This window comes from Enterobacter sp. RHBSTW-00175, assembly GCF_013927005.1.
Taxonomy (GTDB): Bacteria; Pseudomonadota; Gammaproteobacteria; order Enterobacterales; family Enterobacteriaceae; genus Enterobacter.
Genome location: NZ_CP055930.1, coordinates 4,912,948 through 4,928,143 on the forward strand (window position 1 = coordinate 4,912,948; position 15,196 = coordinate 4,928,143).

Consider the following 15,196-nt stretch of genomic DNA (forward strand, 5'->3'; position numbering starts at 1 on the left):
GTGCATTAATTAGTCAAAACCGCGCTTTTAACGGCAATTTTTCAGATCAGGATCACACTAATTGAAATTATCTCTAATATTTTGAAACTTATTATTGAAACGAAGCTACAAGATTTTTAAAAATAACGTGCCATTGACGAACAGCCTCGTTTAGAAATCGTTCAATTTGGCTCAGGATATACCTAAAGAAAATTATAAGGATTATTTGAGATGAAACTTAAATTAGTTGCAGTGGCAGTGACTTCCATGTTGGCAGCGGGCGTTGTAAACGCGGCTGAAGTTTATAACAAAGACGGTAACAAACTGGATCTGTACGGTAAAGTAACAGGTCTGCACTATTTCTCTGATGATTCCAGCAACGACGGTGACAAAACCTACGTTCGTCTGGGCTTCAAAGGTGAAACTCAGATCAACGACCAGATGAGCGGTTACGGCCAGTGGGAATATGAGTTCAAGGGCAACCGCTCTGAATCTCAGGGTTCTGACGGCAACAAAACCCGTCTGGCATTCGCAGGTCTGAAATTCAACGAATTCGGTTCTTTCGACTACGGTCGTAACTACGGTGTTGCTTACGACATCGGCGCATGGACTGACGTTCTGCCAGAGTTCGGTGGCGATACCTGGACCCAGACTGATGGCTTTATGACTGGCCGTACCACTGGCGTTGCAACCTACCGTAACACCGACTTCTTCGGTCTGGTTGACGGTCTGAACTTCGCTGCTCAGTACCAGGGTAAAAACGACAACCGCGACATCACCGAAGCGAACGGTGACGGCTGGGGTCTGTCTTCTACCTACGAAATGAACGGTTTCGGCGTGGGTGCGACCTATGCGAAATCTGACCGTACTGACGACCAGGTTCGTGCTGGCCGTGTAGCGGGCACCATCAATGCGGGCGGCGAGAACGCAGAAGTGTGGGCAACTGGCCTGAAATACGATGCGAACAACATCTACCTGGCAACCACCTACTCCGAAACTCGCAACATGACCAACTTCGGTGACGGTTATATCGCGAACAAAGCACAGAACTTCGAAGTTGTTGCTCAGTACCAGTTCGATTTCGGTCTGCGTCCATCCATCGCATACCTGAAATCCAAAGGTAAAGACATCGGTTCTTACGGCGACCAGGATCTGGTTGAATACGTAGACCTGGGTGCGACCTACTACTTCAACAAAAACATGTCTACCTATGTTGATTACAAAATCAACCTGGTTGACGACAACAGCTTCACCAAAGCTGCTGGTGTTTCTACCGACAACATCGTTGCACTGGGTCTGACCTACCAGTTCTAAGATTTGTCAGTATAAAAAGGCCAGCCCTTGTGGCTGGCTTTTTTTATCCGGTTTTACTGGCGTGATAAAGGAGTACGCCATGCACATATTCAAAGGACGCTGTTTGTGTGGGATGAGTCAGTTCAGTGTGAGTCTCACCAATTTCGACGTGTATGCCTGCCATTGTACGCTGTGCCAGAAATGGTCCGGCGGTATCGCCATGTATCTGGAAGCGCAAGGTCATCCTCTGGTCGAGGACGATTCCATCGCCCCTTCTCATTTTTCGTCCTCCCCGCGTGGTGAACGCTGGTTCTGCCCGGGTTGCGGCTGCCCACTATGGTTTGAGTTAACCTCATCAGCACGCTACTTAATTCCCTGGACGCTGCTGGAGATGAGTGAAGACGAACGTCGTCGCCTGGTGCTGGCCGCCGAAATTTATACCGAAACCCAGCCCGCTTTCTGGGGGCTGACCGGGCAATACGCACGCTATAGCGGGACGGAAATCGAAGCGCAGGATAAAAGCTGTCTGCTCACGCCGTAGGCTGTTCACTGCCCGCAGCACGGCGCAGCCAGTTTTGCAGGAGCTTACCGTCCTCGGTCATTTCTGTATCTGAACGCACGCACAGGTAATAGTCGCGACCATCATCAATAGGCAAATCGAAAATTTTGACCAGTTCCCCACTTTCAAGATACGGCGCGATAAGCGGTTCGCGCATCAGCGCACAGCCCAGCCCGGCCTGAACACCCGCCAGCGTCAGCAGGCCATCTTCAAACATCGGGCCGCTTTGTCGTGGCGGGCGCTTTACCCCTTGTAGCATAAACCACTGCTGCCAGGTACTGCGTTCCTCATCATGCAACAGCGGCATTTGCAGCAGCTGTTCCGGGGTGTCGATGTGCCCGTGAATGCGCAAAAAAGCCCGGCTGCATACCGGCACCATCTGCCCGGAAATCAGTTTTTCACTCTGATAGCCCGCCCACTGCCCATTGCCAAAACGAATCGACATATCTGAGGCATCACTCAGGTAGTTGCGGTGGTTGGCATACACCACATTGATTTCAGTCTGTGGGTTAGCCCGCATAAAAGCAGGCAGACGCGGGATAAACCAGCCCATGCCAAACAGCGGGATCAGGCTGATGGTGACCTGCCGCGTTTGTGATTGTTCTACCAGATGTTCCGTGGCCTGGCGCAGCACGTTAAATGCTGCCCGGATCGAGCGGTAGTAATCGCGCCCTTGCTGGCTCAGCACCAGCCTGCGTCCCTGACGCTCTGTAAGCGGCATTTGCAGATACCCTTCCAGTACACGGAGCTGGTGACTCACGGCGGATGGTGAAATCGCCAGCTCCTGCGCGGCCAGCGTCACGCTGCCGAGCCTGGCAATGGCTTCAAACGCGCGTACGGCCCGCAGGGGTGGATCGTTAGCAAGACGGGTTTCAGCAAAGAGAGGCTGGCCTTTCAATTGTTCTGTTTTATTCATATGTTGACTTCTTTAGACCATTTACCCGATCAGGTAAGTTTATTAAAACCATATAAATCATAAAGATAAAACGATACCGGTTTTTCATAAGAAATAATATATGCGTATTTTACAATTTAATTCAATTATTAGATGGTAGCCGCTGAAAGAGCAATTTGTCGGGTACGAACGTTGGACACACTCATACAACAACTGATCAACGGTGTGATGCTGGGAAGCATCTACGCGCTGATCGCGCTGGGCTATACCATGGTGTATGGCATCTTGCGCATTATTAACTTTGCCCACGGCGATATTCTGATGGTTGGCGCGCTTACCACGCTTTCTGCCATTAATGTCCTGAATAATACCTTTCCGCATCTGCCGCTGCTGCTTCAGCTGGGCTGCGCGCTGGTGATTGCAATGGGCGTCTGCGCCCTGCTGGCAATGGCGGTTGAACGCTTTGCGTATCGCCGCCTGCGCAACGCGCCACGTCTGGCGCCGCTGATCTCCGGGATTGGCGTTTCGGTATTGCTGCAGACCGTGGCGATGATCGTCTGGACACGAAATCCGCTGATGTTCCCGCAGATCTTGCCAATGGACCCGATTGCCGTCACCGCAGGCAGTGAAGCCCACCCTCCAGCCATTGTCACCGTCACCGGTATTGTGACCGTGGTGCTGGCGCTGGTCGTCATGACCGCGCTGTGGCTGCTGGTTGAATACACCCGCCTTGGAAGAGGAATGCGTGCGGTTGCCGAAAATCCCCGTGTCGCCACGTTGATGGGCGTTAACCCTAACGCCATTATCACCCTGACCTTCGCTATCGGCGGTGTGTTTGCCGCGCTGGCGGGCGTGATGATGGCCAGCAACTACGGCAACGCCAGTTTCTCGATGGGCTTTTTACCGGGGATCAAAGCCTTCACGGCGGCTGTTCTGGGCGGTATCGGCAATATCCGTGGCGCGATGGTAGGCGGGATTTTACTCGGCATCATCGAAGCACTGGGCGCGGGCTATCTCGGTGAACTCACCAACGGCGTATTCGGCAGTAACTACCAGGACGTGTTTGCGTTCATGGTGCTGATCCTGGTGCTGGTCTTCCGTCCGGCGGGCCTGCTCGGCGAACGTGTGGCACACAGGGCGTAAGGAACACTATGACAACCGTACAATTACAGACTCCTGTCGCCCCCCGTAAATTCTGGTCAGGAATGACCCTGTTTTGCCTCGCCCTGTTGCTTGCACCTATTATTGCCAGCCAGCTTGGCGGCAACTACTGGGTGCGGGTAATCGACTTTGCTCTGCTCTACATCATGCTGGCGCTGGGACTGAACATCGTGGTCGGCTACACCGGGCTGCTGGATATGGGCTTTATCGCCTTTTACGCCGTGGGGGCTTATCTGGCCGCCCTGCTGGCCTCACCGCATCTGCTTGAGGTTTTCCCAATCCTCGCCGTGTGGTTCCCCGACGGACTGCATACATCCTATCTGCTGATTATTCCGGTCGCGGCCCTCGTCGCCGCGGTGTGCGGCATCGTGCTCGGCGCACCGACGCTTAAGCTGCGCGGGGATTATCTGGCGATCGTAACGCTGGGCTTTGGCGAGATTATCCGCATCCTGATGCGTAACCTCGACCGCCCGGTCAATATCACCAACGGCGCGAAAGGCATTACCGGCGTGGATACGCTGAACCTTTTCGGCCTGAAGTTCAGCGGTGTGTACCACTGGTTCGGCGTTAAAGTACCTGCGCTCTGGCTGTGGTACTACCTGCTGATGCTGGTAATTGTGGCGATCATTTTTGTCTGCGTGCGCCTGCAACACTCACGTATTGGCCGCGCCTGGCACGCCATCCGTGAAGATGAAGACGTGGCCCGCGCGATGGGGATCAACGTGCGCAACTATAAACTGCTGGCCTTTGCCATGGGCGCCTCTTTTGGCGGCGTGGCGGGCGCGCTGTTTGGTGCGTTTCAGGGCTTTGTCTCGCCAGAATCCTTCACGTTGCAGGAGTCTATCGCCGTACTGGCGATGGTGGTGCTGGGCGGTATGGGGCACATCCCCGGCGTTATCCTCGGCGCTGTGCTACTGACCGCACTACCGGAGCTGTTGCGCAGCCAGGCTGCCCCTGTACAGCAGGCGTTGTTCGGAACGGTGCTGATTGACCCGGAAATTCTCCGTCAGCTGTTTTACGGCCTGGCGCTGGTGCTGGTGATGCTCCTTCGTCCATCCGGGATCTGGCCGGTGCGTCACAAGGAGGTAAAAGCATGAGTCTGCTCACCGTTCGCAACATGTCCAAACGCTTCGGCGGCCTGACCGCCGTGGACGATGTTTCACTCTCAATCAACAAGGGTGAAATCTACGGCCTGATTGGCCCTAACGGCGCGGGTAAAACCACCTGTTTTAACCTGATAACCGGGTTATACCCGGCCGACAGCGGCGAATTTCTGATTGCCGATAAACCCTATTACCCGAAGCAGATTGAGAAAGTCACTGCTGCCGGGATCGCGCGCACCTTCCAGAACGTGCGCCTGTTTAACCAGATGTCGGTGCTGGAAAACGTGATGGTCGGCCGCCATGTACGCACCCGCAACGGGCTGTGGGCTGCACTCAGTCGCCACAAGCGCGCACGGGCGGAAGAAACCGACACCCGCGAACAAGCCTGGCACTGGCTGGAATATACCGGCATTGCAAAATTCGCCCACTACCGCGCCTGCGATCTGGCTTACGGCCACCAGCGTCGGCTGGAGATTGCCCGCGCGCTGGCAACCGATCCGCTGCTACTGGCGCTCGACGAACCGGCCGCCGGTATGAACGCGGCAGAGAAAGTGGCACTCGGCGAACTGCTTACCCGCATTCGTGACGACGGTAAAACCCTGCTGATGATCGAACATGACGTCAAGCTGGTGATGGGCATCTGCGACCGTCTGACGGTTCTTGATTATGGCAAAACGCTCGCCAGCGGCACGCCGGACAGCGTACGCCGCGACCCGGCCGTGATTGCCGCCTGGTTAGGAGGCAATGCGCATGTCTGAGTTATTAAAGGTTGAGCGTCTTGACGTGCATTACGGCGGCATTCAGGCCGTGCGCGATGTCTCCTTTACCCTGCATGAAGGCGAACAAGCAACGCTGATCGGCGCCAACGGCGCAGGGAAAAGCTCCACCGTGCGGGCCATTACCGGGCTGGAAAGTTTCACCGGCAGCATCACCTTCAGCGGCAAAAATGTGCGTAAACACAAGCCGGAAGCCCTGCTGCGTGACGGGCTGGTGATGGTGCCCGAAGGTCGTGGCATCTTTGCCCGCATGACGGTACTGGAAAACTTGCAGATGGGAGCCTGGCTAAGACGTGACGCCGTCACAGTAAAACATGAAATGAATGCGATATTTGAACGCTTCCCGCGCCTCGGCGAGCGCCAGCACCAGCTGGCGGGGCTTCTTTCCGGCGGTGAACAACAGCTGCTGGCGCTTAACCGCGCTCTACTAAGCCGCCCGCGTTTGCTGATCCTCGATGAACCGTCGATGGGGCTGGCACCGAAAATGGTAGAGAACATTTTTGCCGTCATTTCCGGGCTGCGTGAACGCGGCGTGGCCCTGCTGCTGATTGAACAAAACGCGCGCCTGGCACTGGAAGTGACCGACAACGCGTGGGTGATGGACAGCGGCAGCATCGTTCATCACGGCGCGTCGAAAGCCATGCTGGACGACGACCAGATAGCACAGATTTATTTGGGCGAAATGCCCCTTTAACCACACCAACCAACATCAGGGAAAACAATGAAAACAGTAAAAATCAGTGCGCTCAGCGCCGCCATTCTGCTCAGTGGTTTTGCCTCAACGGGCGCATGGTCAGCAGATAGCGAAACCGTTGTTATCGGCCTGGCGGGCCCGTTAACCGGCCCGTCTGCCCGTATCGGTAAGGATCTGGAAAATGGCGCTCAACTGGCCATCGACGATATCAACAAACAGCATCCGACCATCGGCGGCAAAGCCGTTACCTTCAAACTGCAATCCGAAGACGATCAGTCTGACCCACGCACCGCTGTAGCGGTTGCGCAGCGTCTGGTCGACAGCGGCGTGGCTGGTGTGGTGGGCCACTGGAACACCGGCACCAGTATTCCGGCCGCGCGCGTGTATCACGATGCCGGTATCGCTCAGGTTGCCCCTGTCGCCACCGGTCACGCCTATACCAAACAGGGCTTCGACACCAGCTTCCGCGTGATGGGCCATGACGATGACGGTGGCCAGTTTGCCGGGCAGTACGCGGTAAACACCCTGAAAGCAAAACGCATTGCGGTGATCGACGACCGTACCGCATTTGGTCAGGGTCTGGCCGACGAATTTATCAAATCGCTGGAAGCCCAGGGCGTGAAGATTGTTGACCGCCAGTACGTTGATGACAAAACCGTGGATTTCAGCGCCGTTCTGACGGCCATCCGCAGCAAAAATGCTGACCTGATCTTCTTCGGCGGCGTAGACAGCCAGGCCGCACCGCTGGCGCGCCGTATCAAACAGCTCGGCATGAACGCCACACTGATGGGCGCAGGCGGATTCGTCAGCCAGACCTTCCTGCAACTGGCGCAGAAAGAAGGCGAAGGTGTTGTGGCGCTGGAGCCAGGTCTGCCGGTTGATCAGATGCCGGGCGGTAAAGCCTTCGAGCAGGCGTATCAGTCCCGTTATCACACCCATATCGAATTACACGCGCCGTTCGCCTATGACGCCACCCGTGTACTGGTTGCCGCGATGGAAAAAGCCAACTCCGTTGACCCGTCTGAATACCTGCCCGCCCTGCGCGCCATTAACTACTCTGGCGTCACCGGACAGATTGCGTTTGATAAAGAAGGCAACCTGAAAGCGCCGTCCTTCACCGTGTACAAAGTGGTGGATGGCAAATGGCAGCCGCAGACCATACTGGGCGGCACCAAAGCGAAGTAACGCAGTGAGGCAATGTGATGAGTGATAATAATGAGCTGGGCATTCTCGCCCGCCGCAAAATTGAAGCAGAAATTATTAAGCCAATTTATGAAATCCTGGTGCGCGAGATAGGGAAAACCCGCGCCCAGGCGGTGATTGGCGAGGCCATTGAACAGGCCGCTATCGATGCGGGCAAAGAATTTGCCAGCAAAGAGCCCAACGGCGCGGATGTGAAGAGCTTTATCGCCCTGCAATATCTGTGGGAGAAAGACAACGCACTGGACGTCAAAGTGATCGACGCCGACGAGCAGCAGTACAACTACAACGTGACCCGCTGCCGCTACGCCGAGATGTATCACGAGATGGGGCTTGGCGAAATCGGGCATCTGCTCTCCTGCGCCCGCGATGAAAAATTCATTGTCGGTTATGCACCGGATGTGGAGCTGACCCGCACATCCACCATCATGCAGGGTGGTTCATGCTGCGACTTCCGCTATCGCAGCACAAAGGACAAAGCATGATGCGCGTAAACGCACAGCGCCTGTGGGCTACGCTGGAAATGATGGCACAAATCGGCGGCACGCCCGCCGGTGGCGTTACCCGTCTGGCGTTAAGCGAAGAAGACCGGATAGCACGCAACCTGCTGCGCGACTGGGCGCTTGACGCCGGTTTTACCTGTGATGTGGACAGCATGGGCAACATGTTTATCCGCCGCGCCGGGAAAAACCGGGCTCTGGCTCCGGTGATGACCGGATCGCACGTTGATTCCCAGCCGCTTGGCGGAAACTACGACGGGATTTACGGCGTGATGGCCGGGCTTGAGCTGCTGCGTACCCTGAACGATAACCAGCTGGAAACCGAGCGCGATATCGTGCTGGTAAACTGGACCAACGAAGAAGGCGCGCGCTTTGCTCCGGCGATGCTCTCTTCCGGGGTCTGGACCGGGCAGTTTAGCGAAGCCTATGCCCACGCCCGGGCCGATAACGCGGGGATCACCGTTGGTGAAGCGCTTGACGCTATCGGCTATCGCGGTGAACAACCGGCACAGGCATTTCCGGTTCACGCCTGTTACGAACTGCACATCGAACAGGGGCCGATTCTGGAAGATGAAGCCATTGATATCGGGCTGGTGCGGGCCGCAATGGGCCAGCGCTGGTTTACGATAACCCTTGACGGCTTTGCCGCTCATGCGGGTACGACCCCAATGCACAGCCGACGCGATGCATTAACCGCCTTTGCCGAACTGGCATTAAAGGTGGAAGAGATTGGCTATCAGCATCAGCCGGATGGCCGTGCCACTATCGGCATGGCGCAGGTCACGCCGAACTCGCGCAACGTGGTGCCGTCTCGCGTGGTGTGCAGTGTGGAGTTTCGCCACCCGGCGCAGGATGCGCTTGAAGCGATGGAGTCGGCACTGCATCAGGCGGCGGAATCACTCGCTGCACGCGGCGTCACCGCCATTGTTGAGCGCATTTTTGACTACGCGCCGATCGCATTTAACCCGCAGTGTCTGGCCCGTACCGAGCAGGCCGTGGCGGCACTGGGTTATTCATCAAAACCGATGGTATCCGGCGCGGGGCATGACACCTGTTATGTCAGCAAAATTGCCCCGGCGAGTATGATTTTCATTCCGTGCGTGAAAGGCATCAGCCATAACGAAGCAGAAAAGATCCTGCCGGAATGGTCAGAGAAAGGGGCGAATGTGCTGCTGCACAGCGTGCTGGCGGCGGCTCAGGAGCAATAACACTGTGCGAAAGCAGATGTGCTCTGCTTTCGCCAGAACCTATATCGCAACGCGTCGGCTGATTTCGACCACCCTGTCGCTGGGCAGATGGTAGTGATTGATAACATGCGTACAGTTGCGCTTCATAAAGGCAAAGATGTGGCGCTGCCAGACCGCCATCCCCGCAGTGCCTTCACCCGCGACAATGGTTTCATGCCCGACGTACCAGGTTGCATCATCGGTCGCAAATATCGCGTTGATTTCACTTACCCCTTGCAGCAAATGCGGGATGTCCGGGTGCTCCATAAAACCGTATTGCGCGATGCCATGCCAGTATCCCGGGGCGCGTTGGATCACTTCGATTCGCTGTTCATCATCCACGTAAGGCACGTTGAGAATATCAATCGTCAGGGAGAGCACTTCGCGCTGTAAGGCGCGGTTTCGTGCCACATGCCAGCGCATCACGGGCGGGATGTTATCCCGGGTGCGCGTCAAAAAGATGGCCGAGCCCGCCACTCTGGGCACCTCTTTTTGCGAAAGTGCCGAAAAGAAACCATCGACACTGATCCCTTTCTCGCCAATCGTCTTTGCTACCGCCTTAATCCCGCGATTCCAGATCAACATAACGGTGCAGATGGCAGCGGCCAGCAACAGCGGGATGTACCCCCCTTCAAGGACTTTAATCATATTGGCGAATAAGAAACTGGTATCGATGACGAAAAACAGCATGGCTATCAATGCACTGCTGAACAGGCTCCAGCGCCAAATTTCACGCATGGCGACAAACAGCAAGCCGGTTGTCATCAGCATGGTTAACGACACGGCGATACCATAAGCGGCAGCAAGTTTATCGGACGATTTAAAGAACACGACCAGCCCGATGGTCACCACCATCAGCAGCCAGTTGATCGCACCGATATAAATCTGCCCGTAGCTTTCAGCGGCAGTCTGCTTGATCCGCAAGCGCGGCAGCCAGCCAAGTTGGATCGCCTGTCGGGTCATCGAGAAAGCGCCGGTGATAATCGCCTGGCTGGCAATAATGGTCGCCAGTGCGGCAAGAACAATCAGCGGAACCTGGAGTGCGCCGGGACACAGCATAAAGAAGACGTTTTTAGTGCTGTCTGCACCCGCCAGTATCAACGCCGATTGCCCGGCGTAATTGAGCAGCAGCGCGGGAAAGACCACCCCATACCAGGCCAGCCAGATAGGTTTTTTACCAAAATGACCCATATCCGCGTACAGGGCTTCCGCGCCGGTGACGCAAAGGAAAACCCCGCCTAACACCAGAAAACTGGTAAAACCATTTGAGAGCAAAAAAGTGATGCCGTAGTACGGATTCAGGGCCAGCAGTACCGCCGGGTGCTGCGTTATACCCCATACGCCCAGCGCGGCGATGGTGAAAAACCACAACGCCATGATCGGGCCAAAAATTTTGCCAATTCTGGCGGTGCCAAAAGGCTGAATAAAAAAGAGTGCCAGTAAAATGGCAACCGTTGCAGGCAGGATGAAGGGTTTAGACGCCGGGATAACAATTTCCAGGCCTTCTAACGCTGAGAGCACGGAGATGGCCGGGGTGATTGCCCCGTCACCGTAAATTAATGCCGCGCCAACCAGCGCCGCGAATATCACCCAGCGCCCGCCTTTCCCCTTTTCAACCAGCAATGACATTAATGCCATGATGCCACCCTCGCCGTGGTTATCAATGCGCATGGCGAACGCGGCATATTTAACTGAAGTGACCAGGATAAGCGTCCAGGTAATCAGCGAGAGCAGGCCTAAAATGACCGCGGGCGTCGGGTCATGCCCGGACAACGACAGCACCGTTTTGAAGGTATAAAGAGGGCTGGTGCCGATATCACCGAACACCACACCAAGCGCACTACCTGCCAGCAAGACTCCCCGAGGGGATGCGGACGATGTTTCACTGCTGTTGAGCAGGTTCATAAAATCCAGCTTGAGTCTAATAATCCTTTAAAAATCATAGCCCACATCCCTTTTTCACGCCAACACGCTGCTAGCTTTGATTCACCTTTGAGAGGCTGAACCAGATCCCGATGGCAAGCAGCAGCAACATGCCGCCAGCACTGCCCAGCGCCACGCTGTGTGACGTAATAAACGCCGTTTTCGCCGCGGTGATCACGGAATCTCCCAGCGCTGGCGTCAACTCCTGGGCGACTTTCACCGCTTCACCAATTGACGATGAGGCTTTGTCGGTCAGCGCCGGGGTTAACCCTTCCGGCAGAGTTATCGATGCCGAAAAACTGCGGGTTAACAGCAGGCCAAAAATGGCAATCCCCAGCCCGGCCCCCAGTTCATAGGACATGGTTTCGATGGCCCCTGCGGCAGCGGCTTTCTCTTTCGGCGCGGCAGCCATAATGGCGGACGTAGACGCCAGCAGCGCGCTGGCGGCGCTAAACCCCAGCAACACCATCAGGCTCCACGCTTGCCACTGCTGGGTACTGAAATCAAGCAACGACAGGCCAATAAAACTTATCGCGCTCAGCCCCATGCCCCCAGCGGCCACAATCCGCAGCCCCAGACGCCCGACCAGCACCCCGGCAACAGGGCCGCTGAACCCGCTGGCAACCATCAGCGGCAGCATAAACATCCCGGCCTCAAATGGCGTAAAACCGTGAACGAACTGGAGCTCCTGGGCCATCAGCAACTCGAATCCCACCAGCGCAATCATAGCAGTCATTGCCATCACCACACCGCTTAAGATGATGCGATGGCAGAACAAGCGCATGTCAATCATCGGTACACGGGCGCGCAACTGAATGCGCACAAAAACAAACAACATCACCGCGCCGGTAAGCAGCGTACACGCCACCATCCACGGGGCAAGCGCGCCTTTCAGCGCAGTTTTGGCGCTATACACCAGCAGTAAGATGGCGACAATCAACATGATGGCATGGCTGATATTCAGCGGCTGCTCCGGTCGCCCTTGTTGTGCCGGGACAAATCGCGCCGCCAGTGAAACCACCACCACCACGATCGGTACGTTGATCAAAAAGACCGAGCCCCAGTAAAAATGCTCAAGCAGCATCCCGCCAATAAGCGGCCCAAACGCGGCACCGCCTGAACCGACGGCGGCCCATACCCCCAGCGCGATATTGCGATGCCGGGCATCGATAAACAGCGTGCGGATCCCGGCAAGCGTGGCCGGAATGATCATCGCCGCCCCAATCGCCAGAGAAGCCCGCGCGGCAATCAGCCAGCCCGCAGAGGGCGCAAACGCCGCAGCCAGCGACGAGAGGCCAAACAGCGTACTGCCGATCATCAGCAGGCGCTTAAAGCCGATGCGGTCACCCAGTGCGCCCATCGGCAGCACCATCCCCGCCATCACCAGCGAGTAAATATCAATAATCCACAGCAATTCATTGCCGCTTGCGCCAAGCGTCATGCTCAATGTCGGTGCCGCCACGTGCAGCACCGTTGCGTCAATCGCCACCGGAATATAGACCAGCACGATAATCACTAACGCTAACCACTGACGAAACATAAATGTCCTTTTCATTTTAAACCTGGACACATGTCCAGAATGCGATCCTACGTAAAGTTGAACGCATGTCCAGCTCTTTGTTACACTCGTTTCATCCCCATTAAGAGTGAGTAAAAATGCGTTATCTGAGCAAGGACGAACGGCGGGAAGATATTCTTCAGGCGGCAATGCGCGTGGCGCTAGCCGAAGGGCTGTCCGCGATGACGGTAAGGCGCATCGCCGCCGAAGCGGGCGTTGCCACCGGGCAGGTTCACCACCATTTTGCCTCTGGCGGCGAATTAAAATCATTAGCCTTTGTCCGGCTTATCCGCGCCTTGCTGGATGCCGATGTGGTCGCTGAAAACGCCAGCTGGCGGGAGCGCCTGCACGGGATGCTGGGCAGCGATGACGGCGGATTTGAACCCTACATCAGGCTATGGCGGGAAGCGCAAATCCTCGCAAGCCGTGACCCGGAAATCAAAAGTGCGTACATCATGACGATGGAAATGTGGCACCAGGAAACGATGGCCATTATCCGGGGCGGCGCGGAATCAAAAGAATTTACCCTGACAGATCGGGCAGAAAATATTGCCTGGCGTTTGATTGGGCTGGTCTGCGGCCTGGACGGTATATACGTTTTAAATATGCCTGAAATGGACAATGCCGCATTTAATAAACATCTTGATAAATTAATCACTCTGGAATTGTTTTAATACCCACTATGGAGTATTAAATCCAGCAAAGGTTACAATTAGTAACACATAAAGCGAATCCACTATTCCATTCCCGGGTCGTGGGTTCGCTTTTTTATCTATCCTTTCAACTGCATCCCAATAATTCCAATAACCCCACACAACGCACCACAAGATATCTGTTTGTTTTCAATTCACTTTTCCATTCATTGTGCGTAAGCAAGAGGGCGATATGTCACAACAAAGTGAGAAAAATAATCATTATCTACTTAGTAACTGGAAACCAGAAAACAGCGATTTTTGGGAGAACAAAGGAAAAGGGATTGCCCGAAGAAACCTTGTTATATCTGTCGCTTGTCTGCTTTTAGCTTTTTGCGTATGGATGTTATTTAGCGCCATTACGGTGAATCTTAATAAAGTCGGATTTAATTTCACCACCGACCAGTTGTTCATGTTAACCGCATTACCTTCGCTTTCGGGTGCCATATTACGCGTTCCCTACTCCTTTATGGTGCCGATATTTGGCGGCCGTTACTGGACGATATTAAGCACCGTAATTTTGATTGTTCCCTGCGTCTGGCTGGGCATCGCCGTGCAGAACACGGCCACCCCCTACTGGATCTTTATTGTAATCGCCCTGCTGTGCGGCTTTGCCGGGGCAAACTTTGCTTCCAGCATGGGTAACATCAGCTTCTTCTTTCCGAAAGCAAAACAGGGCAGCGCGCTGGGTATCAACGGCGGGCTGGGGAATCTGGGCGTCAGCGTGATGCAACTGGTCGCACCGCTGGTCATTTTCCTGCCAATGTACACATTTCTCGGCGTGGATGGCGTGCCTCAGGATGATGGCTCGACTCTGTGGCTGGCCAATGCCGCCTGGATATGGGCGCCGCTTCTGCTGCTGGCTACCATCGCCGCCTTCTTTGGTATGAACGATATCGCCAGTTCTAAGGCCTCTATCGCCAGCCAGCTTCCGGTGCTGAAACGCTTTCACCTCTGGCTGTTAAGCCTGCTTTACCTGGCAACGTTCGGATCGTTTATCGGTTTCTCCGCAGGCTTTGCCATGCTGTCGAAAACTCAGTTCCCGGATGTGAACATCCTGCACCTCGCCTTCTTTGGCCCCTTAATTGGTGCGCTGGCCCGTTCTGCCGGCGGGATGATATCTGACCGGCTTGGCGGCGTGCGCGTTACGCTGATTAACTTCGTGTTTATGGCGATTTTCAGCGCCCTGCTGTTCCTGACGCTGCCCGGTTCAGGTTCCGGCAGCTTTGTCGCGTTCTATCTGGTGTTTATGGGCCTGTTCCTGACCGCCGGACTGGGCAGTGGCTCAACCTTCCAGATGATTGCCGTCATCTTTCGCCAGATAACCATTACCCGCGTGAAGCAACAAGGTGGCACTGACGAACAGGCCCAGCATGAAGCCGTCACCGAAACGGCGGCCGCGCTGGGCTTTATTTCGGCCATTGGCGCGGTGGGCGGGTTCTTTATCCCTAAAGCCTTTGGCACTTCGCTTGCCATGACCGGCTCGCCGGTTGGCGCCATGAAAGTTTTCCTCGTGTTTTACATCGTCTGCGTATTCGTCACCTGGCTGGTTTATGGCCGTAAATCCTCACAAAAATAACTAATAGCCTTTCGCCGGCGAGCGGTGCAGTGCTTTCCGGCAATGTTATCGGAGCAGG

At 55.4% G+C, this 15,196-nt stretch carries 14 protein-coding genes; 11 read left to right on the forward strand and 3 right to left on the reverse strand.

What is annotated here, in order from left to right; all coding sequences use genetic code 11:
* The first annotated feature begins 210 nt into the window (after window positions 1-210).
* Window positions 211-1,293 carry a porin OmpC gene (gene ompC, locus HV107_RS23790; protein WP_182061187.1) on the forward strand — a complete coding sequence of 361 codons (1,083 nt, stop codon included), beginning with the start codon at window positions 211-213 and terminating at the stop codon, window positions 1,291-1,293.
* 79 nt (window positions 1,294-1,372) lie between these two features.
* Window positions 1,373-1,813: a GFA family protein gene (locus HV107_RS23795; protein WP_182061188.1), complete on the forward strand. Its 441-nt coding sequence runs from the start codon at window positions 1,373-1,375 to the stop codon at window positions 1,811-1,813.
* Here HV107_RS23795 and HV107_RS23800 read toward each other — a convergent pair.
* Window positions 1,803-2,747 (reverse strand): LysR substrate-binding domain-containing protein, encoded by a 945-nt coding sequence (locus HV107_RS23800; protein ID WP_182061189.1) that lies wholly within the window; start codon window positions 2,745-2,747, stop codon window positions 1,803-1,805. The two genes, HV107_RS23795 and HV107_RS23800, sit on opposite strands and share 11 nt — an antisense overlap.
* A gap of 171 nt (window positions 2,748-2,918) precedes the next feature.
* Here HV107_RS23800 and HV107_RS23805 point away from each other — a divergent pair, with 171 nt between their 5' ends.
* From HV107_RS23805 to HV107_RS23835, 7 genes are read left to right on the forward strand one after another with little or no spacing between them, the layout of a single operon-like run.
* Window positions 2,919-3,869, forward strand: a complete 951-nt coding sequence (locus HV107_RS23805; RefSeq protein WP_182061190.1) for a branched-chain amino acid ABC transporter permease — start codon at window positions 2,919-2,921, stop codon at window positions 3,867-3,869.
* An 8-nt stretch (window positions 3,870-3,877) separates the two neighbouring features.
* Entirely contained in the window at window positions 3,878-4,984 is a 1,107-nt protein-coding gene (locus HV107_RS23810) for a branched-chain amino acid ABC transporter permease (protein ID WP_182061191.1), read from the forward strand.
* A complete protein-coding gene (locus HV107_RS23815) occupies window positions 4,981-5,748 on the forward strand; it encodes an ABC transporter ATP-binding protein (protein WP_182061192.1) in 768 nt (255 codons plus the stop codon). Before HV107_RS23810 ends, HV107_RS23815 begins: the two co-directional genes overlap by 4 nt.
* Window positions 5,741-6,460 carry an ABC transporter ATP-binding protein gene (locus HV107_RS23820; protein ID WP_182061193.1) on the forward strand — a complete coding sequence of 240 codons (720 nt, stop codon included), beginning with the start codon at window positions 5,741-5,743 and terminating at the stop codon, window positions 6,458-6,460. Before HV107_RS23815 ends, HV107_RS23820 begins: the two co-directional genes overlap by 8 nt.
* 27 nt (window positions 6,461-6,487) lie before the next feature.
* Window positions 6,488-7,645, forward strand: coding sequence for a branched-chain amino acid ABC transporter substrate-binding protein (locus HV107_RS23825; RefSeq protein ID WP_182061194.1), 1,158 nt, complete (start codon window positions 6,488-6,490; stop codon window positions 7,643-7,645).
* Window positions 7,646-7,662: 17 nt separating this feature from the next.
* A complete protein-coding gene (locus HV107_RS23830; RefSeq protein WP_182061195.1) occupies window positions 7,663-8,145 on the forward strand; it encodes an L-2-amino-thiazoline-4-carboxylic acid hydrolase in 483 nt (160 codons plus the stop codon).
* Window positions 8,142-9,368, forward strand: a complete 1,227-nt coding sequence (locus HV107_RS23835) for a Zn-dependent hydrolase (protein ID WP_182061196.1) — start codon at window positions 8,142-8,144, stop codon at window positions 9,366-9,368. Before HV107_RS23830 ends, HV107_RS23835 begins: the two co-directional genes overlap by 4 nt.
* Window positions 9,369-9,407: 39 nt before the next feature.
* Here the strand turns inward: HV107_RS23835 and HV107_RS23840 are convergent, their stop codons facing one another.
* Entirely contained in the window at window positions 9,408-11,291 is a 1,884-nt protein-coding gene (locus HV107_RS23840) for a potassium transporter Kup (RefSeq protein ID WP_182061197.1), read from the reverse strand.
* A gap of 70 nt (window positions 11,292-11,361) precedes the next feature.
* A complete protein-coding gene (locus HV107_RS23845) occupies window positions 11,362-12,849 on the reverse strand; it encodes an MFS transporter (RefSeq protein ID WP_182061198.1) in 1,488 nt (495 codons plus the stop codon).
* Window positions 12,850-12,965: 116 nt separating this feature from the next.
* Here HV107_RS23845 and HV107_RS23850 point away from each other — a divergent pair, with 116 nt between their 5' ends.
* Window positions 12,966-13,541: a TetR family transcriptional regulator gene (locus HV107_RS23850; protein ID WP_182061199.1), complete on the forward strand. Its 576-nt coding sequence runs from the start codon at window positions 12,966-12,968 to the stop codon at window positions 13,539-13,541.
* 211 nt (window positions 13,542-13,752) lie between these two features.
* Entirely contained in the window at window positions 13,753-15,138 is a 1,386-nt protein-coding gene (locus HV107_RS23855; RefSeq protein ID WP_182061200.1) for a NarK family nitrate/nitrite MFS transporter, read from the forward strand.
* Window positions 15,139-15,196: the final 58 nt, after the last annotated feature.